The sequence below is a fragment of the Desulfobacca acetoxidans DSM 11109 genome (genome assembly GCF_000195295.1).
GTDB lineage: Bacteria > Desulfobacterota > Desulfobaccia > Desulfobaccales > Desulfobaccaceae > Desulfobacca > Desulfobacca acetoxidans.
Window position 1 is genome coordinate 3,212,369 of the sequence record NC_015388.1, and the last position, 13,978, is coordinate 3,226,346.

Here is a 13,978-nt window from a genome sequence, read left to right on the forward strand (position 1 = left end):
CCACTAGATGCCATTCCGCCAGGTTGTGAGACTCCAGGGAGTATTACCACGATGGTTGATATAAAAGATTTTGAGGTTGAGACTTTGGGGGAGTGTCGCGTTGACACCCCTATCGAAAGCGCCCGTTTTGTAGAAGATGACGATCATGTCATGTTCCATTACTGCCTTAAAGACCTGCAGGCTTATTTTGAGGCTGGTCAGACGCCGCCTTATTTTGAAATGGCGGGGCCGCGCCGTAATATTTATTTCGACCCTTCCAAACTTAAATGCGGCATTGTCACCTGCGGAGGGCTCTGTCCGGGGATTAATGATGTTATCCAGGCAATGGTGATGGAACTCTATTACCACTACGGGGTTCGCTCAATTTTCGGTTTCCGTTATGGATTTGAAGGTCTGGCGCCCAAATATAAACATTCACCCCTGGAGCTCAACCCGGATGTGGTCACCGATATTTACCTGCAGGGTGGCACCATCCTCGGTTCCTCTCGAGGCGAACAAAACGTCCCCGAAATGGTGGATACCCTGGAACGGATGAATTTAGGTCTGCTGTTCGCCATCGGCGGTGACGGCACCCTAAGAGGCGCCCAGGCCATCTCGCAGGAAATTAAGCGGCGGAATCTCAAGATCGGCGTCATCGGCATACCCAAAACCATCGACAATGATATTTCCTATGTCCAAAACTCCTTCGGTTTTATTACCGCGATTTCCGAGGCCCGGACAGCCATCTATACCGCCCACATCGAAGCCTTGGGAGCCCGCAACGGCATCGGCCTGGTGAAACTCATGGGCCGTGAGTCAGGCTTTATCGCCGCCTACGCCACCCTGGCCAACGCCGATGTCAATCTCTGCCTGGTGCCGGAGTCGCCCTTCTCGCTCGAAGGTCTGATGGCCGAGATCCAAAACCGGTTAGAAAGACGCAGCCATGCGGTCATCGTCGTCGCCGAAGGCGCCGGCCAGGAATTCTTCCAGGCTACCAGCGAAACCGACGCCTCCGGTAATGTCCGCTTGGGCGATATCGGCGTCTTTCTCAAAGAGAAGATCAATCAGCACTTTAAAAAAATCGGGGTGGATATCACCCTTAAATATATCGACCCGAGCTATACCATCCGGAGCGTGCGAGCCAATCCCTACGATTCCTACTTCTGTTTGACTCTCGGACATCAGGCAGCCCACGCCGGCATGGCCGGCCGCACAAATATGTTGGTGGGTTACTGGAACGGCCAGTTCACTCATATGCCGATATCTCTGGCTGTCTCCGCCCGCAAACGCATCGACCCCAAAGGTCGATTGTGGAATGAGGTGCTGGCCAGTACCGGTCAGCCCCGCACCATGTAACCGGACAGTCTACCCCCCCGGCCTCTAACCGGTAAAAAACTTGACTTTTCGCTAGATAGAGATACTTTTATATTTTAAAATTTTTCCTGGAGTCTTTTCATGGCTGATGACTTTAAAGCCACCCTTAATCTGCCGAAAACCGCATTCCCCATGAAGGCCAATCTGGCCCGGCGCGAGCCGGAGATTCTTGAGCGCTGGGCCGATCTGAATCTGTATAGCAGGCTGCGCGCCCAAGGGCAGGAACGGCCACGCTATATTTTGCATGACGGACCGCCCTATGCCAACGGCAACATCCATCTCGGACACGCACTCAACAAAATCTTAAAGGATATTATCATCAAATCCAAACAGATGAGCGGGTTTGAGTGCCCCTATACCCCCGGTTGGGACTGCCATGGGTTGCCCATCGAACATCAGGTGGATAAAGAGTTGAAGAAGAAACGGCTGCACCTGTCCCAATTGGAGGTTCGCCAAAAGTGCCGGGAGTATGCCCTCAAATACATCGACATCCAACGCCGGGACTTTATGCGTTTAGGGGTATTGGGGGACTGGTTCAACCCGTACCTGACCATGGCCAATGACTACGCCGCCCAGATCATCGCCGAATATGGCGCAATCGCTCTGGCCGGAGGAGTTTACCGCAGTAAAAAACCGGTGCATTGGTGCGCTTCCTGTCATACGGCCCTGGCCGAAGCGGAGGTGGAGTACGAAGACCATCGTACCATTTCGATCTTTGTCAAATTCCCCCTCCTAGACGATTTGAGCGGCGACTACCCGGTCCTGACCAACTACCCAGTCTTCCTGATTATCTGGACCACCACTCCCTGGACTCTTCCCGCCAACCTGGCTATTGCAGTCAATCCCCAGTTTGATTATGCCGCCGTGCAGGTAGGAGAGGAAATCTACATCCTGGCCCGAGACCTCGCGGCGGGAGTATTGGGCACCTTGGGTCTCAAGGGGAAAGAGGTCGCCATCATTTCCGCCCAAAAGCTGGAAGGTCGTCGCTGCCGCCATCCCTGGATTGACCGACAGTCGCAGGTGATCCTGGCAGACTATGTCACGCTGGAGGCCGGCTCCGGTCTGGTCCATATCGCCCCTGGGCACGGTCAGGAAGACTATGAAAGCGGCCGCCGTTACCATCTGGAGGCGTATTCACCGGTAGACGATGATGGCCGGTTCCTGCCGGAAGTTCCCGAATTCGCCGGTCTCAGGGTTTGGGACGCCAATCCCGGCATCATCGAGCTGCTGCAACAGCGGGGGGCGCTCTTGGGGGCCAGCGAGTTCAGCCACAGCTACCCCCATTGCTGGCGCTGCAAGCAGCCTATCATCTTCCGGGCCACCGAACAGTGGTTTATCTCTATGGGGGCGAACAACCTCAGGACCAGAGCTTTAGAGGCTATCAATCAGGTCGAGTGGATTCCGCGCTGGGGCCGGGAGCGGATTTATGGCATGGTGGAAAACCGCCCCGACTGGTGTATCTCCCGCCAACGGGCCTGGGGTGTACCCATCGTCGCCTTTCACTGTCAGAAATGTGGAGAAGTAGTGCTCTCCCAGGCAATCATCGACCGCATCACCGAACTGGTGCGGGCCGAGGGCGCTGATGTCTGGTTCAGGCTCGAAGCCGCCGAACTTTTACCGCCGGGGACGGCCTGCCCGCGGTGCGGCGGCACCGAATTGAGGAAAGAGCGCGATATCCTCGATGTCTGGTTCGACTCCGGGGTCAGCTATGCGTGTGTCCTTGAGGCACGTCCAGGGCTGCGCTTCCCCGCCGACCTCTATCTTGAAGGTTCTGATCAACACCGGGGCTGGTTTCACAGCTCCCTGCTCACCGCCGTCGCTACCCGGGGACAAGCCCCCTACCGCCGCGTCCTGACCCATGGCTTCGCAGTGGACGGGGAAGGCAAAAAGATGTCCAAGTCGCTAGGGAATATTATTGCCCCGCAAGACGTTATCCAGGAATACGGCGCCGAAATTCTCAGGCTGTGGGTCTCTGCCGAGGATTACCGGGATGAGGTGCGGCTGTCGGACCAGATTCTGAAGCAATTAACTGAAGCCTACCGCCGCCTGCGCAACACAGCGCGCTTTCTCTTGGGCAACCTCTTCGATTTCGACCCGCCGCGGCATTATGTGTCGCCCCAGCAGCGGGAGGAGCTGGACCGCCTAACCTTGTGCTGGCTGGCTAAATTGATCCAACGGGTACGCGAGGCTTACGACCGCTTTGAATTTCACGTGGTCTATCACAGCCTGCATCAATTCTGCGCCGTAGAGCTGTCAACCTTATACCTGGATATCCTAAAAGACCGGCTGTATATCTCCCGGCCGGATTCCAGCGAACGCCGCAGCGCTCAAAGTACTTTGTATGACCTGCTGCTCAGCCTAACTACGTTAATGGCTCCGGTGCTTTCTTTCACGGCTGAAGAAATCTGGGGATATCTGCCCAAGGCCCCAAGGCCGGAAAGCGTTTTACTCTCTGATTTTCCAGAACCCCCGGCCGGCTTCCCTGACGCCGCCCTGGTGGAAAAGTGGGAACTGCTGCTAAAAATCAGGAGCGACGTCAATCGCGCCCTCGAGCAATCCCGGCGCGACAGACTCATCGGCAATTCCCTCGAAGCCCAGGTATATATCTACGCTACCCCGGATCTTTTCGAGCGGCTGCGAACGCAACAGCCGGAATTGCTCACCCTGACCATGGTCTCCCATCTGGAAGTTAAACCCGGACCGGGAGTTGGCCTGGAGAGCCAGGAACTCCCCGGCTTGACCATCTTCGTGGAACGGGCCCGGGGAGATAAATGCCAACGCTGCTGGTTCTACTCGCCCACTGTAGGTGAAGATGCCCGCTGCCCTGAGCTCTGTTCCCGCTGCCGCCGGATTCTCGCCCTCTCAGAGACCGGAGGAGATTAGATCAAATGTGCTAAGCATCCGGTTTTCCAAACTTAGGTTTGTAAACCAGAAATCTCGGTGGGTAATGCCAAGTCTACGTTCTCCTGGTCACTGCCCACTAATCACTGACTACTGAAAACCTGACACTCACATTGGAAACTGACCCCTGAAAGCAATATCTTCTAAATACTTCACTCTGGGACTTGTGCTCTTCCTGGGGATCATCCTGGACCAACTCACCAAGCAGTGGATTGTTCAAACGATGCCCAAGTATGACGTCATCCCAGTTATCCCAGGTTTCTTTAACTTGGTGCATGTCTATAACCGCGGCGCCGCCTTCGGGCTGCTGGCCACCTGGTCCCTTGGATTGGTCAGCTACTTTTTTGTCATTGCTACGCTTGTCGTATTGGCTGTAGTGGGATATTTATTCTGGCGCACGCCGTTGCAACACCGGCTTTTTTTGTGGGGCTACAGTCTGCTCATCAGTGGGGCGGTTGGCAACCTCATGGATCGGATCCGATTGGGAGAGGTGATTGATTTCTTGGATTTCTATGTTGGACGTTATCATTGGCCAGCTTTCAACGTTGCCGACAGCCTCATCTGCCTGGGCGCCGGCCTTATCTTTCTGGGCATCTGCCGGTCTGAAGGAGAAATAAATGTTTCCCATCCTGTATAGTTTCGGTCCGGTGCGCATCTTTACCTACGGTTTCTTCCTGGCCCTGGCCTTCATCGCCGCCCTGTATGTCGCCGGTAGGGAAGCCAAAAGGCTGGGTGACAGTCCTGAGCAGATTTATGATTTAGGTTTCTATATCGTTTTAGCCGCCATAATCGGCTCCCGCCTGTTGCACGTCGTCCTGGAGTGGCGATATTTCGCTTCCCAGCCGCTGGATATCTTCATGTTGTGGAAAGGCGGCCTGGCCTTTCAGGGCGGTCTGATTTTAGGCGTTCCGGTTGCCACTTTTTATATTTATCGTCATCGAATGCCATTCTGGCGCACATTAGACACCCTGGCCGTGGGTACGCCCTTGGGTCAATGTATCGGCCGAATGGGTTGCTTTATGGCCGGCTGCTGCTACGGGAAAGCATGCTCACTTCCCTGGGGGGTTACCTTCAATGACCCGAATACCCTGGCGCGCCCTCAAGGCGTCCCCTTGCATCCCACCCAGCTCTATGAGTCCTTGTTAACCCTGGGCATTTTCATGGTAATGTTGCGGCTGCGCCATCGGCAGAAGTTTCCCGGTCAGCTTGTCGGGGTCTATCTCCTTCTGGCCGGGGCGGCGCGGTTTGTAGTAGAGTTCTGGCGCGGCGATGATCGGGGGCCGGTGCTTTTATGGGGGATGCCCAGCACCCAAGTCATTGCCTTGGGGCTCATGTTGGCAGCCGTCCTGTTCCTTGGCTGGCGTTCCCGGGCTGTCAAGGTCACGGCAACCTAATCATTTCCTTAATAAACGGTCGATAACCGGCCGCCTCATGAGGCAGACTAATCTTCATAACCTGTAAGTTACCAACAAACCATGAAAATAAGTCCGTAACGATATACTGGTCCAATCTGTTCCACTCGAAACACGCATTATATAAAAACAGTGGGTAGTGGGCGATGAGCAGAAAAAGCATTATTGTCAGCAACCGCCACGGTTCTGTTTTCATGCTTCATTGTGATCACCAGAACATGACGATTAATATGAGAATCCTCGCTAAATGGTAATTCGCCCATGCATCTGCAACGTTGGTTGACCAGCCTGATAGCCCTTCCTCTTCTCCTGTATATCATTCTCTGGGGTCCACCGTTGATCTTTCTGCTGCTGTTGGTCCTGATAAGCAGCGCCGCCCATTGGGAGTACCTTACTATCTGCGGCCTGGGGCAAACGCCCACAGCGAGAGCATTGGGGCTGGGGTTGGGTCTAATAGTTCTCCTTGGTTTTTTCTCTGACCAACCTTATCTGCCCGGGTTCTGTCTCACTGCTGGCATGTTGGTCTATTTTCTCTTTTTTCTTTTGAAATTCGAGGAGTTCCCACACCTGCTGCCGGAATTGGCCTTGAGTTGCCTCGGGTTATGCTACGTCCCCTTCCTCGTCGGCCATTTCTATTGGCTGTGGCAGGCGCCCCCGGACCGCCTCTGGCTGTTGTGGCTCCTGGCGGTTATCTTCGCTGGGGATACCGGAGCATTTTATTTCGGACGCTGGTTCGGAGTACGTAAGCTCTATCCCCTGGTAAGCCCCGGCAAGACTGTGGCCGGGGCCCTGGGTGGACTGGCGGCCAGCCTCACCATTGGGCTTGGTCTGGGACTGTGGCTGCCCCTCGGCGTTGCTCTGCCGATGCTTACCGGCCTGACCCTGGTGGCGGCCCTGGTGGGTCAGTTCGGTGATCTATTTGAATCTATGTTGAAACGCCGCGCCCAAGTGAAAGACGCCTCTAGTATTCTCCCCGGCCACGGTGGGATGCTAGACCGTTTGGACAGCCTGAGCTTCACCGCGGCTGTGCTGTTCTATCTGAGAATACTCCTGCCATAAAAAATTGACCAGTGTTTCAAGTTTTGAGTTTCGAGTTCAGAGATTGAAAAAGTTAATATATCCTGTGTTATCCAATAAATACAGATACTATTATCTCTTCCCCAAACTCGGAATCTCACACTTTAAACTCTAGAAATTGAATTATTAGAAAAATAAGGTAAAGTTATAACTGGCAGGAGGCGAAGCTCAGACAATCATCCTGAAGCAGCTTCTCTGCCGAAAGCTCATCGTCTGAAAAAAAAGGGTTTGCTTTTGAAGAAACTTGCGGTATTAGGCTCCACCGGTTCCATCGGACGCAATGTCCTAGACGTGGTCCGGCAATTTCCCGACAAGTTTCGGATCGTCGGTCTGGCCGCCGGCCGTAACCTGCCGCAGTTAGCCGAACAGGTTCGCCTTTTCCAACCGGCGCTCGTTTCGGTGGCAAGTCGAGAATTAGCTCGTGAATTATCCCTCCTCTTGTCTTCCGCCAACAATGTCCGGATTGTCGCCGGACCTGAGGGCGTCCAAGAAGTCGCGGCCGGGACGCAGGCCGATCTGGTGGTTTCGGCTATGGTGGGAGCGGTGGGTTTGGAGCCGACTCTGGCCGCCATCTCTCAGGGCATAGGGGTAGCCCTGGCCAATAAAGAGACGCTGGTCACCGCCGGCCCCCTGGTCATGGAAGCGGCCAGGCGGCGCCAAGTCCCGATTATCCCGATCGACAGCGAACACAGCGCCATCTTCCAGGCCATCCAAGGCAATCAGCCACAGGATATCCGCCGGTTATGGCTGACCGCCTCGGGCGGACCCTTTCGATGCAAGACCAAAGAAGAGTTGGCTTCGGTCACCTTTGAAGAAGCCCTTAGACACCCGAACTGGAGCATGGGCCCCAAAATAACCATCGACTCCGCCACCTTAATGAATAAAGGTCTGGAAGTAATCGAGGCCAGCGTCCTCTTTCACCTGCCTGCGGAACGCATCGAGGTGCACGTCCATCCCCAGAGCATCATTCATTCCCTAGTGGAATATATCGACGGCTCGGTCATCGCTCAATTGGGTATCCCTGATATGCGGGTCCCCATCAGTTACGCCCTGGCCTACCCCGAACGTCTGCCCCTGGATCTGCCGCCCCTGGATCTTTTTCAGGTCGGGCAGCTCAGTTTCGAGCCTCCTGACCTGGAACGTTTTCCCTGCCTTCGCTTGGCCTTTGACGCTCTTAAGGCGGGAGGCGATATGCCGGCAGTCCTGAATGCCGCTAATGAAATTGCAGTAGCCGCGTTTCTGCGCGGTGCCATCTCTTTTTTAGATATTCCGCGGATTATTTTCCAGGTTATGACTGCCCACGCAGTTCAGCCGCTGACTTCTCTCGGGCAGGCCTTAGCCGTCGATCAATGGGCCAGGCAGTCAGCCGGCCAGATTATCTTGAGTAAAAGGGAGTAAATTGCTACATGGAAACAATCCTGGCCACTGTGGTGGTCATCGGCGTTTTGATCTTCGTTCACGAGTTAGGCCATTTTTTAGTCGCCAAATACTACGGCGTGGGAGTGGAAGCCTTTTCTCTCGGTTTTCCACCCAGATTATTCCATAAAAAAGTGGGTGAGACGGATTATCGCATCTCCGTCATCCCCTTGGGCGGCTACGTAAAAATGGTGGGGGAAAATCCGGGTGAAGAGATTCCCCCGGAACTGCTTCCCAAATCATTCAGCCATCGCCCCCTGAAACAACGCTTCGCCATCGTCGCCGCCGGTCCGTTTGCGAATCTGCTCTTCTCTATTGTGGCCCTCTCTCTCGTGTTTACGTTTTCCGGTATGCCGTTCTTTAATGCCGAGATCGGGGGAATTCAGCCGAATTCACCCGCCGAAGAGGCCGGACTGCAAAAGGGCGATCTTATCCTGAGTATCAACGATCAACCGGTACAGCGTTGGGAAGAGCTTTCCCGCATTATTCGCGGCAGCGGTGATACCCCTCTCACCCTAATCTTCCGCCGGGGGGATCGGACCGAACAGATTACGATAACTCCTCGTACTATGGAAACCTCCAATATCTTCGGGGAAAAAGTTTCAGCCAGGTTGATCGGGGTCTCAGCCCCCGAACGGTACGAGATTGAACGCGTTGACCCCCTGTCGGCCTGGTGGCATGGAGTTACTTACTCTTACCGCATCCTGGAAGTAACGGTCCTCAGCGTCGTTAAACTCATCACCCAGAAGACCCCCCTTACTTCTTTGGGAGGACCGATCATGATCGCCCAGGTGGCCGGAAAACAGGCCGAACAGGGCGTCTCTCACCTGGTGCATTTCATGGCCGTTCTCAGTATCAATCTATTCCTGTTGAATCTCCTGCCGATACCCATGCTGGACGGCGGCCACCTCATCTTTTTTATGGTCGAGGCGGTGCGGGGCCGGCCCATCGCCATGAAACACCGGGAGATAGCCCAGGCCATCGGTCTTACCTTCATTCTCATGCTCATGTTCTTCGTCTTTTACCAGGATATCATGCGGCTGCTGGGACCTCAATGACCTGCAGACCTAAGAGAGAACAACATGCCGGATAATCCTGTCAGTAGTGAACGGGGGAATATTTGGGCCGATTTGTCCTCCTCATATCCAGATGAAATTATTGAGATGATATTAAAAAACGAGTCCTTCCGGTTGGAACGGATCGTCTCCACCGGCCAGGCGACGCCATTAGGGGAGTGGTACGACCAGGACGAAGAGGAATGGGTGCTGCTCCTTACCGGCGGCGCCATGCTTTTGTTTGAACATAAAACCGAAGCATACAATATGCAGCCGGGAGACTACCTTCATATTCCGGCACACTGCCGCCATCGGGTGGAATGGACCGATCCCCGGCAACCTACGGTCTGGCTGGCTTTGCATTATCCGAACCGTGCCAAAAAAGACACCTAAGCCATACAACTTATGACTATTACAATATTTAAGAACCGTAGGACCTTATATCGGGTAAGCGAAGTGCCTCCCGCCTTCTGGCTAATGGGGGATATAGCCTAGAACCTTGGCAGAACAGGTGAGAATATTAGGCCTCGACCTGGGGAGCAAACGCATCGGTATCGCCTTAAGCGATGCCCTGGGTTGGACGGCCCAGGGTCTGACCGTGATTCATCGCGCCGGTCGAGCACGGGATCTGGCCCGGGTCTTGGAGCTAGTGAAGAAATATGAGGTGCAGGAGATTGTCATCGGCCTGCCCCGTCATTTAGACGGAAGGTTGGGGGAAGGCGCCGAAGAGGCCCTGGCCTGGGCCGCGGAGCTACGGGAGCATTTGCACATTCCGGTGCATACCTGGGATGAGCGGCTGACCACCCTGCAAGCGGAACGGGTGCTGCTCCAGGCTGACCTGAGCCGCCGCAAACGGCGTCAGGTAATCGACAAACTGGCTGCCGGACTGATTTTACAGGCCTTCTTGGACAACCGACGACAGACGCAGGCAGAAAAAGAGCGTTAGTCCAAGACCATGAGTCACACCCATTAGTACTGCCCAGCAGTCATTCTGCCCCTGTTTGAGATCTTTTACCTCATAAAGTCTTTTTTTGATCAAATAAGGTTATCTTTTCAGATCAAATAACCGATAAATAGAGAAGGGTAACTTGTCCCGGAGCAAAGCGCATACGATAATTGATCTTCACTCAATTATTCTAGTTAGTAAAACTTCCCGGATGAGGACACCTCAATAATTGGAACAGATGCTTTAAAGAAAGGAGATACTTATGCGGAAGTCAATGACCTTACTATTTGCCGTCCTCATGGTTTTTGCCCTTCTAACCCAGGCATGGGCCGACCGGGAATTCTACGGAACAGTTCAAAAGTTACCCGCCAGTGGTTCCATCGGCGAATGGATTGTCGACGGTAAGGCCGTACAGGTAACCCAGGATACGAAACTGGATTTTGAGCATGGACCCGCGGCGGTTGGTTCGTACGTGAAGGTAGATGGGATTAATTACGAAGGAAAATTCATTGCCCATGAGATCGAAACCAAACGTGGAGGCAAATAGTCAAGAAAAGGTTCGCCGTCTGCTCAACGTTGCTTAGGGGAGATCAGCTTTAATCTCCAGAGGTCTTTTGCGATTCTGTAGCGGGGCAGTTTTAAAATTGCGGAAAAAACTTTAACCCCACTAAGAACAAGGATACAATATCCTCGGCTAGGTTTGGCCAACGACGGAGTGGTTTGCCTGTTTTTTGGTGCGGCTGTTAGAGGTAAAACCATAGCTATGTGGAGAGATCGATTATTACTGCGATGTTGCTTAAGGATCAGTATCGCTTTCGGCCTTATAGGCGGGTGGGTGACTTGGGCTCAGGCCATGCCGGCCCAAGTCATCGTCATCCGCCACGCGGAGAAGTATCAAACCCGCCACACGGTCCATCTTAGCCCGAAGGGCCGCACCCGAGCTTTGGCGTTAGTCGAACTTTTTCAATCCGATCCCCGGGTTTTGGAGTTTGGCCGACCCGCAGGAATCATTGCCCAGAGTCCTACCCCTCAAAAACACTCCCGGCGCTGTTTAGAAACCGTTGAACCTCTGGCCCAAGCACTGGGCCTGCCAGTGATTACCCAATTCACCTACGGCCAAACTGATACATTGGTACAATGGCTGAAGGAACAGCGGCAATATGACGGTAAATCCGTCTTGATTTGTATGCAGCACATGGATGTCGATGAATTGGCCCAGGCATTGGGGGTCCCCGACCTCAGACCCCGCATCTGGCCTCATGAAACCTATGACCGCATCTATATTTTTACTTATGCTCCAGAAAACGGCAGATTGCTCTCCTTTCATAATCTACCCCAATATCTGCTGTTCGGCGACTCCTACCAGTCCGTGGCGGCGCCAAACGCCCGGGATAAGGCCGAGGTGAGCTTCAAACAGGTCTATAGGATAAATCTACCTGACCCCGCGGCCGGCAAAAAAACCCCGGCGCCGCGCTGGCAATTCTCCTTGGACGCCAAAATTAAGGGCGATTTTTCCAATTTCAATGACGAGACCGTCCCAGTATTACGCCTGGGGGGTTTCTGCTTTGGTTATCATCTCACAACCCTGAGCTACTTGAAGAAACATCCCAACGCCGTGGTGAAGATAAATACGACGGCGCGATCCGGTTCCCTGTTATACCGTTACCAAATCAAGGCCGGGGATGCTGAGCGGCCATATGCCTGGATATCCTTTACCTGGAACGAGCAATGCTTGCGGGTCAGTTTCAAGGCCGACGTGGATGAAGGCAGCATTACCCCGGAGATTGACGTTCCCATCATCCTGGAGTCCGGCACGCCGGTGGGGCTGCTCGTTGGCTCCACGCCCTGTGTGGTGGCCTTCGGCCCCAAGACGTTTCAAGCCCCCATCGGACTGAATTACCAAGGGATGGCGAAGAAAACCTACCCGCCAGCATCCCCCGGCTTTTACCACGCCACCTTACAGTCCGTGAGCGGTTTTTTGGTGGAAAAATCCCCAGATCCCGAAATGCTGGAGCAACTGCCATTATCTGGTGAACCTCATGCAAAGTAATCCAATAGCCGTAGGGTTGTATGCTTTGTGGTTCCGTTTGACCAAAATCAGCCTGTCCTCTTACATTATTTTCAGCCTTATCCTAGGAATAGTGGTCGGCCTGTTTTTTGGGGAAATTGTCCTCCCGCTAAACTTCATCGGCAAGGCCTTTATCCAATTGCTGCAGATGGCTGTACTGCCCTATATTGTAATCTCCCTGATCCATGGGTTGGGCAGACTTACCAAATCCGACGCCCAGCTTATCGCCACTAAGGGGATCAAATTGTTCCTGTTCCTTATGGACGGTGGGTCTGGTAGTTATCTTTGTCTTCCCCTTGTCCTTTCCCCATGTAGAGACCTCCGTTTTTTTCAGTGAAGCGGATGTCATGCCACCCAAAAAAGTAGATTTCCTCCAGATCTATATTCCTGCCAACATCTTTGAAGCTCTGGCTCATGGAACCATTCCGGCCATCGTGGTCTTCAGTGTCTTCCTCGGCTTTGCCCTTAATAGCATCGATAAGAAAGAGACGTTTCTAAACGTGTTCTCCATCTTGGCCCAGGCCCTGTCCCGGGTCACCCAAATGATCATTAAGATCGCCCCGTTGGGCGTCTTTGCCCTAGCCGCAGTGGCGACCGGCACCCTAACCATCGAAGAGTTGCAGCGGCTTCAGGTATATTTTGTGTGTTATATCTTCCTGGCATTGCTCTTCACTTTTGCCATCTTACCTGCCATCATTATGTGCTTTACCAATTTCACCTACCGGGAGATCATCAATTGTTCCAAAGATGCCCTTATCCTGGGTTTTGCCACCGGCAACAATTTTGTGATCCTGCCCTTGATATCGAGCAAGTCAATAGAGTTATTGCAAAAATACAGTACAGAGAAGACCTCTCAGGAGCCCCAAAAAACCTCCAGCATCATAGATTCGGTGTTGCCCCTGGCATACTGTTTCCCTAGCATAGGACGGCTTTTGGACCTTTTCTTTATCGTCTTCGTAGCCTGGTCAGTGAACCAACCTATAGGTTTATTGCAACATCTTGATCTCTCCGTGGCAGGCATTTTGAGCCTATTCGGCTCCCCTAAAATTGCAGTGCCGTTCTTATTGGATTATCTGAAAATGCCCGGCTCCTATTTTGACCTCTATATTATTTCCGATGTCTTCACCCGGAAATTCAAAGTCCTGGTCCAGGCTATGAGTTTTTTGACCGTGACTTTGATTTTGACCTCCCTGATAACCTATAAGTTTACCTTTAACTTCAAGAAAATCCTGACGGCCCTGCTTGCCAACGTGCTTCTGACAACCATCTGCCTGGCTGTGGCCACTGTGGGCTTGGGATATGTCGTGAGGAATGTCTATCATGAGGATGTAGTGCTATTAAGCATGGAAATCCCCGACGCAGTTCCAGCGACAGTTTTGCGCTCTCCCCCGGTCCTGGAGCCGGGGCAGCCTCCCCTCGGCACCGAGGCCGAAGATATTTTGCCCCGCATCAAACAACGCGGGGTCTTAAAGGTGGGCTATAATGCCGAAGCTCTGCCTTTTGGGTTTTTCAACCAGAGAGGCGAACTGGTAGGCTACGATATCTTCTTTGCCCACCAATTAGCTCGAGATCTAAAGGTCACCCTTGAGTTTATCCCAGTTGATGATAAAAGCATGAGCCGCTATCTCGAAAGGGGAATATGCGATATTGTCATGTCCGCGGTCCCTATCACCGCAGAGAATTTGGGGAGTATAGACTTCACAGACCCTTGTATAAAAACAGTGAGCCGTGAGCCGTGAGCCGTGAGCCG

13 protein-coding genes are annotated in these 13,978 nt (G+C 53.3%); all 13 read left to right on the top strand.

The window, feature by feature from the left end:
• Positions 1-51: 51 nt before the first annotated feature.
• The 13 genes from DESAC_RS14520 to DESAC_RS16845 all read left to right on the top strand — a co-directional run bounded on the left by DESAC_RS14520 (position 52) and on the right by DESAC_RS16845 (position 13,967).
• The gene (locus DESAC_RS14520; protein ID WP_013707816.1) at positions 52-1,335 is read left to right on the top strand and encodes an ATP-dependent 6-phosphofructokinase; all 1,284 of its coding nucleotides are present in this window, start codon (positions 52-54) and stop codon (positions 1,333-1,335) included.
• Positions 1,336-1,434: 99 nt separating this feature from the next.
• Positions 1,435-4,236 (top strand): isoleucine--tRNA ligase, encoded by a 2,802-nt coding sequence (ileS, locus tag DESAC_RS14525; protein WP_013707817.1) that lies wholly within the window; start codon positions 1,435-1,437, stop codon positions 4,234-4,236.
• A gap of 154 nt (positions 4,237-4,390) precedes the next feature.
• Complete coding sequence (gene lspA / locus DESAC_RS14530; RefSeq protein WP_041284014.1) at positions 4,391-4,891, top strand: signal peptidase II; 501 nt, start codon at positions 4,391-4,393, stop codon at positions 4,889-4,891.
• Positions 4,872-5,648, top strand: a complete 777-nt coding sequence (gene lgt, locus DESAC_RS14535; RefSeq protein ID WP_013707819.1) for a prolipoprotein diacylglyceryl transferase — start codon at positions 4,872-4,874, stop codon at positions 5,646-5,648. The genes lspA and lgt overlap by 20 nt, the downstream gene beginning before the upstream one ends.
• A gap of 279 nt (positions 5,649-5,927) precedes the next feature.
• Positions 5,928-6,725 carry a phosphatidate cytidylyltransferase gene (locus DESAC_RS14545; RefSeq protein ID WP_013707821.1) on the top strand — a complete coding sequence of 266 codons (798 nt, stop codon included), beginning with the start codon at positions 5,928-5,930 and terminating at the stop codon, positions 6,723-6,725.
• A 252-nt stretch (positions 6,726-6,977) separates the two neighbouring features.
• A complete protein-coding gene (locus DESAC_RS14550) occupies positions 6,978-8,141 on the top strand; it encodes a 1-deoxy-D-xylulose-5-phosphate reductoisomerase (RefSeq protein WP_013707822.1) in 1,164 nt (387 codons plus the stop codon).
• Positions 8,142-8,149: 8 nt separating this feature from the next.
• Entirely contained in the window at positions 8,150-9,217 is a 1,068-nt protein-coding gene (gene rseP / locus DESAC_RS14555; protein WP_013707823.1) for an RIP metalloprotease RseP, read from the top strand.
• Between the two features lie 105 nt (positions 9,218-9,322).
• Positions 9,323-9,607, top strand: coding sequence for a cupin domain-containing protein (locus DESAC_RS14560; protein WP_237671366.1), 285 nt, complete (start codon positions 9,323-9,325; stop codon positions 9,605-9,607).
• A 118-nt stretch (positions 9,608-9,725) separates the two neighbouring features.
• Positions 9,726-10,160, top strand: a complete 435-nt coding sequence (gene ruvX, locus DESAC_RS14565; protein ID WP_013707825.1) for a Holliday junction resolvase RuvX — start codon at positions 9,726-9,728, stop codon at positions 10,158-10,160.
• Positions 10,161-10,422: 262 nt separating this feature from the next.
• Positions 10,423-10,707, top strand: coding sequence for a DUF5666 domain-containing protein (locus tag DESAC_RS14570; protein WP_013707826.1), 285 nt, complete (start codon positions 10,423-10,425; stop codon positions 10,705-10,707).
• Positions 10,708-10,995: 288 nt separating this feature from the next.
• Positions 10,996-12,210, top strand: a complete 1,215-nt coding sequence (locus DESAC_RS15515) for a histidine phosphatase family protein (RefSeq protein ID WP_013707827.1) — start codon at positions 10,996-10,998, stop codon at positions 12,208-12,210.
• Positions 12,200-12,565: a cation:dicarboxylate symporter family transporter gene (locus DESAC_RS16840; protein WP_041284015.1), complete on the top strand. Its 366-nt coding sequence runs from the start codon at positions 12,200-12,202 to the stop codon at positions 12,563-12,565. Before DESAC_RS15515 ends, DESAC_RS16840 begins: the two co-directional genes overlap by 11 nt.
• Positions 12,495-13,967: a cation:dicarboxylate symporter family transporter gene (locus DESAC_RS16845; protein ID WP_169311552.1), complete on the top strand. Its 1,473-nt coding sequence runs from the start codon at positions 12,495-12,497 to the stop codon at positions 13,965-13,967. The genes DESAC_RS16840 and DESAC_RS16845 overlap by 71 nt, the downstream gene beginning before the upstream one ends.
• The last annotated feature ends 11 nt before the right edge of the window (positions 13,968-13,978 follow it).